Consider the following 14,474-nt stretch of genomic DNA (forward strand, 5'->3'; position numbering starts at 1 on the left):
CCCGCACGCTGACCTGCGCCGGGGTCGGGACCTGGTCCTTCACGTGCGGAGTTCGTGTACGGGACGTTGCCGGTTGTTGCGTCCTGCGCAATGGCCGGTGCGCCTCTTGCCATGGTCATCGGGGAAGGCCACTGTGGCTGTCACATCCGACGCCACCGACCCCACGAGGTGCCTCGCATGACATCCCCCACCAGCCGCCGCACCGTCCTCGGGGCACTCCTGGCGGGCGGCGCCCTCGCCGCCGCCCCCGGGCTCCCCCGCGGCGAACACCGCCCCGGCCGACCGCCGCACCCCGCGAAGCACGGGGCACGCAGGACCGGGACCCTCTTCCTCGGCACCTACACCTCGACCAGCCCGGGAGGCACCGGTATCGGCGTCGCCTCGTACGACCCGGCGGACGGCACCATCACCGCCCGCACCGTCGTCACCGGCGTCGAGAACCCCTCGTACCTCGCCCTGCACCCCACGCGCAGCACGCTGTACGCCGTCGACGAGCAGGGCGACGGGGGCGTCACCGCTGTCGCCCTCGCCGGTGACGGCACCTTCCGGGTGCTGGGTACGCGGCCCACCGGCGGCGCGGGCCCCTGCCACCTCTCGGTCCACCCGGGCGGAAGGTGGCTGCTCAGCGCCAACTACACCGCCGGCAGCGTCGCCGTTCACCCCCTCGCCGCCGACGGATCGGTGGGGGAGCGCACCGACCTGGTCGCCCACTCCGCGCCCGCGCCCGGACCGGGTCAGGACGGCCCCCACGCCCACCAGATCGTCACCGCCCCCGACGGCGCCCACATCCTCGCCGTCGACCTCGGCAACGACACGGTGTACACCTACCGGCTCGACCAGGACCGCGGCACCCTGGAGCAGCTCTCGTACGCCGCACTGCGCCCCGGCGCCGGACCGCGCCACCTCACCTTCCACCCGGGCGGCCGGTACGCCTACCTCGCGTGCGAGCTCGACAACACGGTCGTCGTCTGCGGTTACGACCCCGCCACCGGCGTCCTGACGCCCGGCACCCCGCAGTCCTCCGGGACGGGTGAGGGCACCAGCTACCCCGCCCAGCTCCTGGTCACCGGTGACGGCCGCTTCGCCTACCTCGCCAACCGGGGGCACAACAGCCTCGCCCGGTACGCCGTCGAGGACGGCGGGGCCGCGCTGCGGCTGCTGGACACGGTGCCGGTGGGCGGCGACTTCCCCCGGCACACCGCCTTCTCCCCGGACGGCCGGTTCCTCTTCGCCGCCAACCAGCGGTCCGGCACGGTCACGGCCTTCCGGGTCGACGGGGGCACCGGCGCCCTGACCCCGGCCGGGACACCGTTCGCCGCCCCGGCCGCGGTCTGCGTGCTGCCGCTGTAGACCGTGCGGGGCGGTGCCCGTCCGTTAGGGTCGTGCCCGAGCCGCGGGTCGCCCCGGACGCGGTGCAACGCATCATGGAGGCACAGTGCGCTTGAGAGTGGAGTTCACCACCGAGCCCTTCGATCTCGACGAGGCACCGGCCCACGCGGTCGTGGCCCGCGAGGTCATCCAGTCGGCCGAACTGGACGCGGTCGACGTCGGCCCCTTCGGCAACACGGCGGAGGGCGGCGCCGACGAGGTGCTCACCGCGGTGGACTCCCTCCTGCGCCAGGCGCTGGCATCGGGTGCCACTCGGGTCTCGCTCCAGGTCAACGTCATCGGGGAGGACCCGAAGTGACCGAGCCCGCGGACCACCCCCTCGTCGCCGCCGTCAAGCCGCTGGCCGACGCCATGGGCGCCGAGCTGCTCGGGCCCGAGCAGGCACAGGCCGACGACGTCGTCCTGGCCTGGGAGGGCCAGGACGTGATAGCCGTCCGCCTGCCGCAGCTCTCCGACTCGCTGGACCACATCCTGGCCGCGATGGAGCGCCGGCACGGCAAGCCGCTCGCCGAACTGGACCGCAGGACCAAGCAGGAGGTCGTACGGACCCTGGAGGCACGCGGTGCCTTCTCGGTGCGGCACGGCGTCGAGACGGTGGCGGGGGCCCTGGGGGTCTCCCGCTTCACCGTCTACAACTACCTGAACAGGGAAAACGGCTCCAAAGGTGAGTAGTTGGGCCCTCGGCCAGATGTAAACGGCACATGAACGTGCGAGCCGTCGTCCGGATCACCGGGCGACGGTTTTTTACATGAACGGAATTTCAACAAAGTGTTGACGTGGTGTTGTGGAGGGCGTTAGCTATCCGCAGCCCGACCAACGCACAGCGAAAAACAGCCACGGAGGCTCCCGTGACTTCGAGCTCCACGCCGGGCCTCGCCCGGTTCAACACCCTGGCGGACGACGAGGCGGCCACCGTGCTGCACGAGGTCTGTGCCAGTGCGGCCTGGGGAAGAGCGATCCTCTCCCGCCGTCCGTACGCCACCGCAGAAGCCCTGCTCTGCGCGAGCGACACCGCCACGGCGGCACTCGGCGCGCAGGACCTGGCCGACGCGATGGCCGGTCATCCGCCGATCGGCCGCCCGAAGCCCGGGGACCCGACCTCCTCCCGCGAACAGCGGGGGATGGCCGGCGCCACCGAGGAGCTCAAGGCCGAGATGCTCGAACTCAACCTGGCCTACCAGGAGCGGTTCGGACATGTCTTCCTGATCTGCGCCACCGGGGCCACCGGTGAGCAGATGCGCGACGCGGTGAAGTCCCGGACCGGGAACACGCCCGAACAGGAGCGCACCATCGTGCGCACCGAACTGGGCAAGATCAACCGCATCCGCCTCACCCGTCTCGTCACGGACGACTCGTAAGAGCTCGTACCAGAAGGAGAGTGAAGGTCTTGAGCACCTTCGCCACCGCATCGGTGTCCACCCACATCCTGGACACCAGCATCGGCCGCCCCGCCGCGGCCGTCCCCGTCTCGCTCGCCGCCCGCACGGGCAGCGGCGCGCCGTGGGTGACGCTCGGCGGATCGGCGACCGATGCGGACGGGCGCTGCAAGGATCTGCCGGCCCTGCCGGAGGGCACCACCCACGTACGGCTCGACTTCGAGACCGAGCCGTACTTCACAGCCAAGAAGCAAGCCGAGGCGCAGCAGGACGCCCCCCGCGTAAGGGACAGCGGCGCGTTCTTCCCGGAGGTGGCGATCACGTTCGCCGTCACCCCGGGCGAGCACTATCACGTACCGCTGCTGCTCAACCCGTTCGGCTACTCCGTATACCGAGGGAGCTAGCAGACACATGCCCACGATTCTCGGCCAGAACCAGTACGGCAAAGCAGAGAACCGCGTCGTCAGGATCACGCGGGACGGCGACACCCACCACATCAAGGACCTGAACGTCTCGGTCGCCCTGTCCGGCGACATGGACGACGTCCACTACTCCGGCTCCAACGCGAACGTCCTGCCCACGGACACCACCAAGAACACGGTGTTCGCGTTCGCCAAGGAGCACGGCATCGAGTCCGCCGAGCAGTTCGGCATCCACCTCGCCCGTCACTTCGTGACCTCGCAGGAGCCGATCGAGGTCGCCCGCATCCGCATCCAGGAGTACTCCTGGGAGCGGATCGCGACCTCGGACAACAGCTCCAGGTTCATCGGATCGGACGAGGTCAACCACTCCTTCGCCCGCAAGGGCCAGGAACTGCGCACCACGCAGATCACCTACGACGGCGAGAAGTGGGAGATCATCTCCGGCCTGAAGGACCTCACGGTCATGAACTCCACCAACTCGGAGTTCTGGGGCTACGTCAAGGACAAGTACACGACGCTCAAGGAGGCGTACGACCGCATCCTGTGCACCGACGTCTCCGCCGCCTGGCGCTACAACTGGACCAGCGACGCCGACCGGATGCCCAACTGGGAGAAGTCGTACGAGCAGGCGAAGAAGCACATGCTCCAGGCCTTCGCCGAGACGTACTCCCTCTCGCTCCAGCAGACCCTGTACCAGATGGGTTCGCGGGTCATCAACAGCCGCAGCGAGATCGACGAGATCCGCTTCTCGCTGCCGAACAACCACCACTTCCTGGTGGACCTGGAGCCGTTCGGTCTCAAGAACGACAACGAGGTCTACTTCGCGGCCGACCGTCCGTACGGGCTCATCGAGGCCACCGTGCTGCGCGACGGCGTCGAGCCGCAGATCCCGGTCGACATGACCAACCTCTGACGAGGCACCGCGCCGGTTCCCGTCCGTCCACAGCGGACGGGGGCCGGCCGGGCCGGAGGGAACTTCCATGGCACAGCCTGCACCCGGGCCGGCAGAAGCAGAAGGCCCGTGTCCCACCCCGCCCAAGAGCGCGGTCCATCCGGTGGACGAGAAGCCCGCACCGTCGCGGCTCCTGCCCGCCGCGCTCCAGCACATCGCCGCCATGTACGCGGGCGTCGTCACCCCTCCGCTCATCATCGGCCAGGCCGTCGGCCTCGACCAGGCCGGCATGACCCGGCTGATCGCGGCGAGCCTCCTGATCGCGGGCTGCGCCACCCTTCTCCAGACACTCGGGATCGGCGGCTTCGCCGGCAACCGGCTGCCGTTCGTCAACGCGGCCTCGTCCGCGGGCATCGCACCGATGCTCGCCATCGCCGAGACCAGCGCCCCCGGCCACCAACTGCCCGCGATCTACGGGGCGGTGCTCGTCGCCGGCGTCTTCTGCCTGGCCGTCGGTCCGTTCTTCGGCAGGCTGCTGCGCTTCTTCCCGCCGCTCGTCACCGGCGTCGTCATCACCCTCATCGGCGTCACCCTGATGCCGGTCCCGGTCTCCTGGGCGCGGGGCGGTGACAAGTCGGCCGCCGACTTCGGAGCCATGAAGTACCTGGCCCTGGCCGCCTTCACGCTCGTCGTCATTCTGATCGTCCAGCGCTTCGGACGCGGATTCGTCAAGCAAGTGGCCCTGCTCGTAGGGCTGTTGACCGGCACGCTGGCCGCCGCACCCTTCGGCCTCGCGGACTTCTCCGCGATCGGGTCCGCACCGGTCGCCGCGCTGCCCGCCCCCTTCTCCTTCGGCGCACCGGAGTTCCAGCCCGCCGCGATCCTCTCCCTCTGCATCGTGATGCTCGTCCTGATGACCGAGTCCTCCGCCGGAATGCTCGCCCTCGGCGAGATCTGCGACCGCCCCACGGACGGGCGGACCATCACCCGCGGACTGCGCACCGACGGCATCGCCACCCTCGTAGGACCGGTCTTCGGCGGCTTCCCCACCAGCGCCTTCGCACAGAACGTCGGCGTGGTCTCGCTGACGAAGGTACGCAGCCGCTACGTCGTCGCGGCCGCGGGCGGCGCGCTGATCGTCCTGGGCGTCTTCCCGGTGCTCGGCGCGGTCGTCTCGCTCGTCCCGATGCCCGTGCTCGGCGGCGCCGGCATCGTCCTCTTCGGCTCGATCGCCGTGAGCGGCATCCGTACGCTCTCCGAGGCCGGGCTCGACGACAGCTCCAACATCATCCTGGTCGCCGTGGCGCTCGGCGCGGGCATCATCCCGCTCGCCGCGCCCGGCTTCTACGCGGGATTCCCGTCCTGGGCGCAGACCGTCCTGGGCTCCGGGATCAGTGCGGGGGCGCTCGTCGCGGTCCTGCTCAACCTGTTCTTCCACCATCTCGGCACCCACGGCCGCACGGCTGTGGCACTCAAATCCTCCTAGGGTCCTGCCGTGCCCACATCGCTGATGAGAGAAGGAAGCATCATGGCAGCACCGGCAGCGCCCGGCCGAGTGGAACGCATCGTCATCGAGAACTGCTCGATCGCGACCGTCGACGCCGACGACACCGAGTACGCCTCGGGCCATGTCGTCGTCGCGGGCAACCGCATCGAGTCCGTCGGCGCCGGCCGGGCACCGGAGGGCCTGGACAACGTCGTACGCCGGATCGACGGCACCGGGCACCTCGTCACACCCGGCCTGGTCAACACGCACCACCACTTCTACCAGTGGATCACCCGCGGCCTGGCCACGGACCACAACCTCTTCGAGTGGCTGGTCGCGCTCTACCCGACCTGGGCGCGCATCGACGAGTCCATGGCCCGCACCGCCGCGCAGGGCTCCCTCGCCATGATGGCCCGCGGCGGCGTCACCACCGCCATGGACCACCACTACGTCTACCCGAAGGGCTCCGGCGACCTGTCCGGCGCGATCATCGGCGCCGCCCGCGACATGGGCGTACGGTTCACCCTCGCCCGCGGCTCCATGGACCGCAGCCAGAAGGACGGCGGACTGCCGCCGGACTTCGCCGTGGAGAGCCTCGAAGGCGCGCTCGCCGCCACCGAGGCGACCATCGACGCGCACCACGACGCCTCCTTCGACGCGATGACCCAGATCGCCGTGGCGCCCTGCTCCCCGTTCTCCGTATCCACCGAACTGATGCGGCAGGGCGCCGAGTTGGCCCGCCGTCGCGGTGTGCGGCTGCACACCCACGGCTCGGAGACCGTGGAGGAGGAGAAGTTCTGCCACGAGCTGTTCGGCATGGGCCCCACGGACTACTTCGAGTCGACCGGCTGGCTCGGCGCCGATGTGTGGATGGCGCACTGCGTCCACATGAACGACTCCGACATCGCCGCCTTCGCCCGCACCGGCACCGGCGTCGCCCACTGTCCGTCCTCCAACGCCCGTCTCGCCGCCGGCATCGCCCGGGTCCCGGACATGCTCGCCGCGGGCGTCCCGGTCGGCCTCGGCGTCGACGGCACCGCCTCCAACGAGTCCGGCGAACTCCACACCGAACTGCGCAACGCCCTCCTCATCAACCGCCTCGGCCCGCACCGCGAACGAGCCCTGAACGCCCGTCAGGCGCTGCGCCTGGGTACGTACGGCGGCGCCCAGGTCCTCGGCCGCGCGGACCAGATCGGCTCCCTGGAGCCCGGCAAGCTCGCCGACCTCGTGCTCTGGAAGCTGGACACCCTCGCCCACGCCTCCATCGCCGACCCGGTGACCGCCCTGGTCTTCGGCGCCGCCGCCCCCGTCACCCTCTCGCTCGTCGACGGCAAGCCCGTCGTCGAGTCGAACCGCCTGCTCACCGTGGACGAGGACGCCATCGCGCGCGCCACCCGCGACGAGGCCCGCCGTCTCGCGCAGGCCGCCGCCGGGGCCTGACGGCCCGGCACCCCCCGATACCGGCCGGCCGAGGGGGACGGCCCTCGACCGGCCGCCGTGGACCCGAGCGGGGTCCACGGCAACCGGTACGGGAGGCGCGTACCCATGCGCACGCGCCTCCCGTACCGGTGAACCGAGCTGCCCGCACCAGCTGCACGACCTGCCCCACCTGCATCAACGCACCACACGGGGCCCGGTCCCGCGGACCGCCCCCGGCACCACCTCCCTGATAACCACGTCGCCGCAGACGTGTACCCGACCGGAGGAACCGCCGTGGCAGCTACGCCCAGGTTTCGCAAAGACGCAAGTGCAGCAACCGACCCCGACGGTGCGCCGGCAACGGCCCCGTCCGACCGGAAGCATCCGGTCGACGAGACGCTCCCCCCACTGAAGATGTTCACCAGCGGTCTGCAGCACGTGGCCGCGATGTACGCGGGCGTGGTGGCCCCGCCCATGATCGTGGGACCCGCCGTGGGCCTCACCCCCAAGGAGACCGCCTTCCTGATGGGGGCGAGTCTGTTCACCGCGGGCATAGCCACCCTGCTCCAGACGCTCGGCTTCTGGCGCATAGGCGCCCGGCTGCCGTTCGTCAACGGAGTGTCGTTCGCCGGTGTGACCCCGATGGTGGCGATAGGCAAGGACCGCGGACACGACGGGATCGCCGTGATCTTCGGCGCGATCATCGTCGCCAGCGTCCTCGGCTTCGTCCTCGCCCCGTATTTCTGCAAACTGGTCCGCTTCTTCCCGCCCGTCGTCACCGGCACGGTCATCACCCTGATCGGTATCTCCCTGCTGCCGGTCGCCTTCAACTGGTCCCAGGGCGGCAACGCCGGGGCCGACGACTACGGCTCCACCACCAACATCACGATGGCGGCGCTCACCCTGGTGATCGTCCTCGCCCTGCGGAAGCTGCTGCGCGGCTTCCTCCAGCAGATCGCGATCCTGCTCGGACTGGTCATCGGCACCCTTGTCGCGATCCCGGTCGGCATCACGGACTTCGGCGCCATCAAGGACGCCGACGCCATCGGCTTCCCCACCCCGTTCCACTTCGGGGCACCGCAGTTCGAGATCGCCGCGATCGTCTCCATGTGCATCGTGATGCTGGTCTGCATGACCGAGTCGACCGCGGACATGCTGGCCCTCGGCAAGATCGTCGGCCGGCCGGCCGACGAGCGGACCATCGAGGGAGGGCTGCGCGCCGACACCCTGGGCAGCGCCATCAGCCCGCTGTTCAACGGCTTCATGTGCAGCGCCTTCGCCCAGAACATCGGTCTGGTGGCGATGACGAAGGTACGCAGCCGCTTCGTCGTCGCCGCGGGCGGCGGCATCCTCATCCTGCTCGGCCTGTTCCCGGTGGCCGCCTCCGTCATCGCCCTGGTACCGCTGCCGGTGCTCGGCGGCGCGGGCATAGTGCTGTTCGGCTCGGTCGCCGCGAGCGGTATCCAGACGCTGGCCACCGCCGCGCTGGAGAAGGGTGAGAACGCGCTGATCGTCGCGGCCGCCGTGGGCGTCGGGCTGATCCCGATCGCCGCGCCGGAGTTCTACCACGCGTTCCCGAAGGACCTGCTGGTCGTCCTCGACTCGGGGATCTCGACCGGCTGCGTCGTGGCGATCGTCCTCAACCTGGCCTTCAACCACCTCGGCCGGAAGCCGGGCGACGGGGCGGAGACCGAGGCCCAGGACGTCGAATCGGTCAACCCGGCACCGGTGGCCGTGCACTGACGGTTCATCAAAGCGCTGTGGCGCGTACGGCAATGCCCGTGAGGGCCGCCGTACGCGCCACAGCCGTGTCCGTCCCCCGGTGGGGGCGGGGGTGCGTCAGCCGATGTGGAAGCTGTCGCCGTACACCTTCCAGTCGAGCGGCGGATCCAGGTTCAGATTGCCGTTCCTCAGGAAGACCCGCTGGGCGGTGTCCACCCGGCTGGTGTCGGAGTGGGCCTCCTCCTGCTGCATGGCCCAGACGCGCGCGTCCAGGAACGCGTTGAGGTAGGTGACCTCGTTGCCGCCCTGGGCCGGCGGCTTCGCCTTGGCGAGGGCCCGCTTGCGGATCGAGCCGAAGCTCGTGCTGTCGCCGCCGTTGCCGTGCATCACGATGGCGTCGTAGTACGCGAACTGGCCGAGCGTGCCCAGCCCGTCGCTCTTGCCCCGGCTGACCGCCGGGTCGAAGTACACCCGGTCGCGCTCGTCGTTCTGCGCCTGCTTGAACGCCGGATCGGCGGCCGCCTTCTCCCAGGCCGCGGTGAAGCCCGGGTCGAGGCCGTCGTGCGAGTCGGTGCCGTCCACGTCCCGCAGGGCCGGCAGGTACTTCGCGAGGGCGTTGCCCGGCTCCCGCGAGGTGTAGAGCTCCACCAGATCGAGCATGTCGCCGGTGCCGGAACAGAAGCCGATGATGCCCGCCGTGTAGCCGCGGCCGTCGCCGATGTCCTCGATGTACTTGTACTGCGCCTTCCAGTTGAGCGAGGAGTTCTCGGCGCTGGAGACCAGTTGCATGGCGATCTCCTTCTTCGCCGGATCGTCGAGGCCGGTCGCTGCGGCCACCTGCTGGTGGACCGCCGCCGGAGCGGGGGTGGTGCCGGCGAAGGCCGTGGCCGGAATCGCCGTGAGGGCCAGTCCGAGCGCGACGAGGGCGACGCGCGTGGAGCGGGTGCTGCGACGTGCGGTGCGCTTGTGGGGAGCGTGCACCAGTCCTCCAAGAGGGTTCGTCGTTCCGATGGATCTGTTAGGAAGCTTTCCTATCAGAGTCGAACGGCGGTCGTACACCCCTGCGACACGGGCGAGTTGAGTTCGACCCGGGAGGGTGCAAGCTCCGCACCGGGCGCCGGTATGCGTGGTGCGGAGCGGTGGAACGCGGGCTCATCAGCCCAGGCGCGGTTCCGGCCGCCCGCCGATCACGGCTTCACGACCCCGGGGGGCCCTCGATCAGATAGCTGTCGCCGTACACCTTCCACCGCAGGGGCGTCTCCAGGCCGAACCTGCCCTCGCGCAGGAACACCCGCTGCGCGGTGTCGACCCGGCTGGTGTCGCTGTGCGAGGGCTCCTTGCGGATCGCGGCGACCCGGGCGTCGAGGAAGGCGTCGAGATACGCCTCCTCGTCGCCGCCCTTCGAGGGCGCCGGGGCCTCGGCGAGCGCCTGGCGGCGCATCGTACGGAAGCCGACGTCGCCCTCCGTGTCACCGGACCCGTGCATCACCAGGGCGTCGTAGTAGATGAACTGGCCGAGCGCGCCCAGCCCGTCCTTCTTCGCCTGCCGGACGGCGGGGTCGAAGTAGGACCGGTCCCGCTCGGCGTCCTGGGCCGACCGGAACGCCGCGTCACCGGCGGCCGCTGCCCAGGCCTCGGTGAAAGGGCGGCCGAGCCCCGTGTGCGCGTCGGTGCCCCGCACCGCGCGCAGCGCCGGGACGAACCGCTCCAGCCGATTTCCGGGGCGCGCCCTCACGTACCGCTCGACCACGCTGAGCATGTCGCCGGTGCCCGAGCAGAAGCCGATGATGCCCGCCGTGTAGCCGCGGCCGTCGCCGATGTCCTCGATGTACTTGTACTGCGCCTTCCAGTCCAGGGTCGAGTTCTCCGCGCTGGCGATCAGCCGCATGGCGATGTCCTTCTTCGCCGGATCGTCGAGCCCGGCGCCGGCCGCGCCCTTGCCCGCGGAGGCGGCCGGCCCCGACCCCGCGCACCCGGACAGGACGGCGACGGCCATGACGAGAGCGGCGAGGACGGCGGCCCGGGAACGCGGGATGAGCTTCACCGCTCCAGCCTGCCAGGCCGTGGGAGTGATCTTCGCTCATTCGGCTGTAGCGTCAGGGGTATGGATGATCAGTCTGTTGTGGATGTCGGCGATGTACGGCTGGCGTACCGGACCTGGGGCGACCCGTTCGGCTCGCCCGTCGTACTGCTGCACGGCCTCGGCGATTCGGCCGCGAACTGGGAGGCGGCCGGGAGTCTGCTCGGTCAGGAATGGCGGGTGTACGCCCTCGACCTGCGAGGTCACGGGGAGAGCGACTGGCCGGACGAGTACGACTTCGAGCTGATGCGCGACGACGTCCTCGGCTTCCTGGACGAGTGCGAGCTCGACCGGGTCGGGCTGGTCGGCCACGACATGGGCGGCGTCGTCGCCCACCTCCTGGCCCAGGAGCACGCGGACCGGGTGGAGCGGCTGGTGCTGGTGGAGACCCCGCCGCCGTTCCCCGGCGCGGCCGGCCCCGCCGTCCGGCCCGACGGTCCGGTCGACTACGACGAGGCCGTGCTCGCGGCCGTGCGCACTCAGGTGAACGACCCCGACCCGGCCTGGGCGGACGGGCTCGGCGAGATCGTCGCCCCGACGATGCTGCTGGCCGGCGGCCCGGCCAGCACCATGCCGCAGGGGCGGCTCCAGGACATGGCCTCACTGATCCCGGACTGCCGGCTGATCACGCTCGGCGGCGGCCACCGGGTGCACGAGGTCCACGCCGACCAGGTCGCCCAGCAGATCACGGAGTTCTTCACCAGCTGACCGCCGGGGAGCTGGGGTCTTTCGTTTGGATCATGCCGGGCTCGCGGGGCCCGGCATGATCCAAACGAAAGACCCCAGGCGGCCTTCCGGCCGGTCCGCCGGCGGCCGAGGGGTCAGTCCCCCGGCTGCCAGTCGGGACGCCGGCCGCTCCGGGCGACCGCCCGGTCCACCAGGGGCGCGTCGTCCGGAACCGTGACCGGCGGGCCGAACGGGGACGTGGGCGGCGGGTTGTCACCGAGGTCGGCCAGGAGCGCCAGCGTGTTGCGCAGATGCGCCTCCTCGGCCTGGTACGGCTGCCCGGTCGACCGCGCCAGGTCCCAGCCGTGCAGCACCAGCTCGTTGAGCGCGACCATCCCCGCCACCTGGCCCGGCAGGTCCACGCTGCCCGCCTGGGTCATGCCCTGCCAGGCTTCGGGGGAGCGCCAGGCGGCGACCATCTCATCGAGCGCCGCGGGCAGCGTGCCGCGCCAGCCGTCCTCGAGCACCCCCGACTCCACCGAGGGCGCCGTGCCGGTGGCCGGCCCGAGCTTCTTGCGGGCGGCATCCCGGAAGGCCACGGCCAGCCCTCCGACGTGGGCGAGCATGGCGCCCACCGTGACATCGGGACAGGGCGTCGGAGCGGTCAGCCGGGTGTCGTCGATCGTGTCGAGCATCCCGGCGATCTGCCGGGCCGCGGGTTCCAGGTCGAGGAGGGGCGTGGAGTTCGTCTGCGTATCCATACCTGTGCAGACTGCCCGAGCACCCCGGATTCATCGCTCAGCGCACCACGCGTCCCCGCAGAATGATCCGGCTCGGGTGAGCGGGCACGGCAGGCCCGGCCGTCGGATCGCTGTCGTAGGCGACCAGGTCGGCCGGCGCCCCGTCCACCAGCCCCGGCAGGCCCAGCCAGGCCCGTGCCGTCCACGATGCCGCGCCCAGGGCGGCTTCGGCGGACAGGCCGGCCCGCACCAGCCAGGCGGCCTCGCCGGCGACCGTTCCACAGGGGAACGAGTCGGTGCCGGCCAGTACCGTGACGCCCGCCTCGTGGGCGGCCCGGACGCTGTCGAACATGCCGTCCCAGCCGGCCAGCCACAGATCTCGGCGCACGCCCGGCTCCCGGGCCCGCATCGCGTCCGCCTTCGCGCCGAAGACGCCCAGCGTCGGCACGAACGCCGTGCCCTGCGCGGCCATCCGGTCCAGCAGGGCCGGGTCCAGATGCATGCCGTGCTCCAGGCTGTCGGCGCCGGCCAGCACCGCGTTGCGGGTCCCCTCGGCGGTCTGGCAGTGGACCGCCACCCTGCCGCCCGCCGCGTGCACGGCGGTCACCACCTCGGTCAGCAGCGTGAGCGCTACCGCGGGTTCGTCGGCCCGCCAGTCGCCGATGACCTTGCACCACCCGGAGGAGGACGCCGCTTCCTCCAGTGCGGCCCGGACGAGGTCCTCCTCGCCGACGGCCCGGCCGTACCCGGGAAAGAACCTGCCGGGCGTGGCCAGCCACCGCCCCGCCGAGGTGACCCGCGGCAGTTCCGGATCGGCGTCCACCCAGGCGGGCATCCGCGCGGCCGTTCCCGGGGTGCGCACCGCCAGCACCCCGGCGTCCCGGTGCTCGCCCAGCTGCCGCCTCAGCAACTCCTCGTCGAAGGGGCTGCCCGGCTCCGTCGACCCCGGGTGCGTGTGCACGTCCACGAGGCCGGGCAGCAGCCAGCCGCCGTCCACGACGGTCTCGGCATCCCGGCCGGCGAAGCCGCCCGGCGGTATTCCGGCCCGGAGCACCTCCCCGTCGATCCAGAACGAGCGCTCCTCGCGTTCCGGCAGCACCACACCTCGTACACACAGCATCGGCCGACCGTACGCCAGGCAGTGCACGAGGCGGCAGCGCCGAGGTGCACACCGGCATATTGCGGAACGTTCCGCTCCGTCCTCTTGTCGGGGACCCCCGTACCGTGCGATACAGGTCTGGACCATTGCTGCCGGATGGAAGGCAAGACCGTGCAACGCCCCCACGCACCTGCCGCGTTGGCCTGCTCCGCCGCCCTGCTCCTCGCCACGCTCACCGCCTGCGGCTCCGAAGCCGAGGCGGACACCAGCAGACCGACCGCGCCGCACGGGGTGACCGCCCAGGCGAGCAGCGCCACCTCCGCGCATGTGATGTGGGAGCCGGCCACCGACGACAGGGCCGTCACCGGATACGACGTCTACCGGCGGGGCAAGAAGGTCAAGTCCGTCCCGGCGGCCAAGGTGATGATCGATGTCGACGGGCTGACCGCCTCGACCGCGTACACCTTCACCGTCCGTGCCCGGGACGCCGCCGGGAACCTCTCCGCGCCGAGCGCCGCCGCGTCCGTCACCACGCCCGCGCCGACCCCCGCCGACCACGAGGCCCCGACGCGGCCGGTGAAGCTGCGCGGCAAGGCCGACGGCAGCCGGGCGGCGACCCTGTCCTGGGGCGGCTCCACGGACGATGTCGGCGTCACCTCGTACGACATCTACCAGGAGGACTCCCGGATCCACAGTGTGCCCGGCACACAGACGACGGCGCACCTGACCGGGCTGCGCCCCGGCACGGTCTACACCTTCACCGTCCGCGCCCGCGACGCAGCCGACACCTCGTCGGCGGACAGCAACGCGCTCGACCTCACCACCGCCTCCGCCCCCGGCGCGGCAGCCAGTACCGCCCCCACCGACCTGCGGGTCACGAGTACGGCGCAGGGCAAGGAGTACGCCGTCGACCTGGACTGGAAGCAGCCCGAGACCGGCGGGAAGATACCCGCCTACCAGCTCTATCTGGACGGCCGGCTCACCACCACGATCGTCTGGGGCGGCGAGCCGCCCGCGGGCCGGGCGAGCTACCGGCTCACCGTCGGTGACCCGCGAGGCACCCGGTACTCGATGAAGATCCGCGCCAAGCTCCCCGACGGGAGATGGGGTGACTTCTCGGCGCAGCGCACGGTCGTGCTCGGCGACTGACGAGTTCGCGCCACGGCGTCCCCGTGTACCGGTC

At 71.2% G+C, this 14,474-nt stretch carries 15 protein-coding genes; 11 read left to right on the plus strand and 4 right to left on the minus strand.

Annotated features, from left to right (window positions below; genetic code table 11):
* The first annotated feature begins 177 nt into the window (after window positions 1-177).
* The 9 genes from OG782_RS30805 to OG782_RS30845 all read left to right on the plus strand — a co-directional run bounded on the left by OG782_RS30805 (window position 178) and on the right by OG782_RS30845 (window position 8,727).
* A complete protein-coding gene (locus OG782_RS30805; protein ID WP_406456544.1) occupies window positions 178-1,350 on the plus strand; it encodes a lactonase family protein in 1,173 nt (390 codons plus the stop codon).
* Between the two features lie 85 nt (window positions 1,351-1,435).
* Window positions 1,436-1,687: a hypothetical protein gene (locus OG782_RS30810; protein ID WP_261991771.1), complete on the plus strand. Its 252-nt coding sequence runs from the start codon at window positions 1,436-1,438 to the stop codon at window positions 1,685-1,687.
* Window positions 1,684-2,061: a helix-turn-helix domain-containing protein gene (locus OG782_RS30815; RefSeq protein ID WP_406456546.1), complete on the plus strand. Its 378-nt coding sequence runs from the start codon at window positions 1,684-1,686 to the stop codon at window positions 2,059-2,061. The genes OG782_RS30810 and OG782_RS30815 overlap by 4 nt, the downstream gene beginning before the upstream one ends.
* Window positions 2,062-2,237: 176 nt before the next feature.
* Window positions 2,238-2,747 carry a 2-oxo-4-hydroxy-4-carboxy-5-ureidoimidazoline decarboxylase gene (gene uraD, locus OG782_RS30820; RefSeq protein WP_406456548.1) on the plus strand — a complete coding sequence of 170 codons (510 nt, stop codon included), beginning with the start codon at window positions 2,238-2,240 and terminating at the stop codon, window positions 2,745-2,747.
* Window positions 2,748-2,776: 29 nt separating this feature from the next.
* Entirely contained in the window at window positions 2,777-3,169 is a 393-nt protein-coding gene (gene uraH, locus OG782_RS30825; RefSeq protein WP_406456550.1) for a hydroxyisourate hydrolase, read from the plus strand.
* 7 nt (window positions 3,170-3,176) lie between these two features.
* A complete protein-coding gene (gene pucL, locus OG782_RS30830) occupies window positions 3,177-4,100 on the plus strand; it encodes a factor-independent urate hydroxylase (protein WP_406456552.1) in 924 nt (307 codons plus the stop codon).
* A 67-nt stretch (window positions 4,101-4,167) separates the two neighbouring features.
* The gene (locus OG782_RS30835; RefSeq protein WP_406456554.1) at window positions 4,168-5,565 is read left to right on the plus strand and encodes a nucleobase:cation symporter-2 family protein; all 1,398 of its coding nucleotides are present in this window, start codon (window positions 4,168-4,170) and stop codon (window positions 5,563-5,565) included.
* 42 nt (window positions 5,566-5,607) lie between these two features.
* Window positions 5,608-7,005, plus strand: coding sequence for an 8-oxoguanine deaminase (locus tag OG782_RS30840; RefSeq protein WP_406456556.1), 1,398 nt, complete (start codon window positions 5,608-5,610; stop codon window positions 7,003-7,005).
* 273 nt (window positions 7,006-7,278) lie between these two features.
* Window positions 7,279-8,727 carry a nucleobase:cation symporter-2 family protein gene (locus OG782_RS30845; protein WP_406456558.1) on the plus strand — a complete coding sequence of 483 codons (1,449 nt, stop codon included), beginning with the start codon at window positions 7,279-7,281 and terminating at the stop codon, window positions 8,725-8,727.
* Window positions 8,728-8,823: 96 nt separating this feature from the next.
* Here OG782_RS30845 and OG782_RS30850 read toward each other — a convergent pair whose 3' ends face one another.
* Together OG782_RS30850 and OG782_RS30855 are read right to left on the minus strand one after the other, a co-directional pair.
* Window positions 8,824-9,687 (minus strand): chitosanase, encoded by an 864-nt coding sequence (locus tag OG782_RS30850; protein ID WP_406456560.1) that lies wholly within the window; start codon window positions 9,685-9,687, stop codon window positions 8,824-8,826.
* Between the two features lie 214 nt (window positions 9,688-9,901).
* On the minus strand, window positions 9,902-10,750 hold the full coding sequence (locus OG782_RS30855; protein WP_406456562.1) for a chitosanase: 849 nt from the start codon (window positions 10,748-10,750) through the stop codon (window positions 9,902-9,904).
* A 60-nt stretch (window positions 10,751-10,810) separates the two neighbouring features.
* On the opposite strand from OG782_RS30855, the gene OG782_RS30860 reads away from it, so the two are divergent.
* A complete protein-coding gene (locus OG782_RS30860) occupies window positions 10,811-11,494 on the plus strand; it encodes an alpha/beta fold hydrolase (RefSeq protein WP_406456564.1) in 684 nt (227 codons plus the stop codon).
* Window positions 11,495-11,607: 113 nt separating this feature from the next.
* On the opposite strand, the gene OG782_RS30865 is transcribed toward OG782_RS30860, so the two are convergent.
* Both OG782_RS30865 and OG782_RS30870 read right to left on the minus strand, forming a co-directional pair.
* Entirely contained in the window at window positions 11,608-12,213 is a 606-nt protein-coding gene (locus OG782_RS30865; protein ID WP_406456566.1) for a TIGR03086 family metal-binding protein, read from the minus strand.
* Window positions 12,214-12,250: 37 nt separating this feature from the next.
* A complete protein-coding gene (locus OG782_RS30870) occupies window positions 12,251-13,312 on the minus strand; it encodes an amidohydrolase family protein (RefSeq protein WP_406456568.1) in 1,062 nt (353 codons plus the stop codon).
* 135 nt (window positions 13,313-13,447) lie between these two features.
* On the opposite strand from OG782_RS30870, the gene OG782_RS30875 reads away from it, so the two are divergent.
* Window positions 13,448-14,440 carry a fibronectin type III domain-containing protein gene (locus tag OG782_RS30875; RefSeq protein WP_406456570.1) on the plus strand — a complete coding sequence of 331 codons (993 nt, stop codon included), beginning with the start codon at window positions 13,448-13,450 and terminating at the stop codon, window positions 14,438-14,440.
* Window positions 14,441-14,474: the final 34 nt, after the last annotated feature.

Source organism: Streptomyces sp. NBC_00876, assembly GCF_045207435.1.
Lineage (GTDB): Bacteria > Actinomycetota > Actinomycetes > Streptomycetales > Streptomycetaceae > Streptomyces.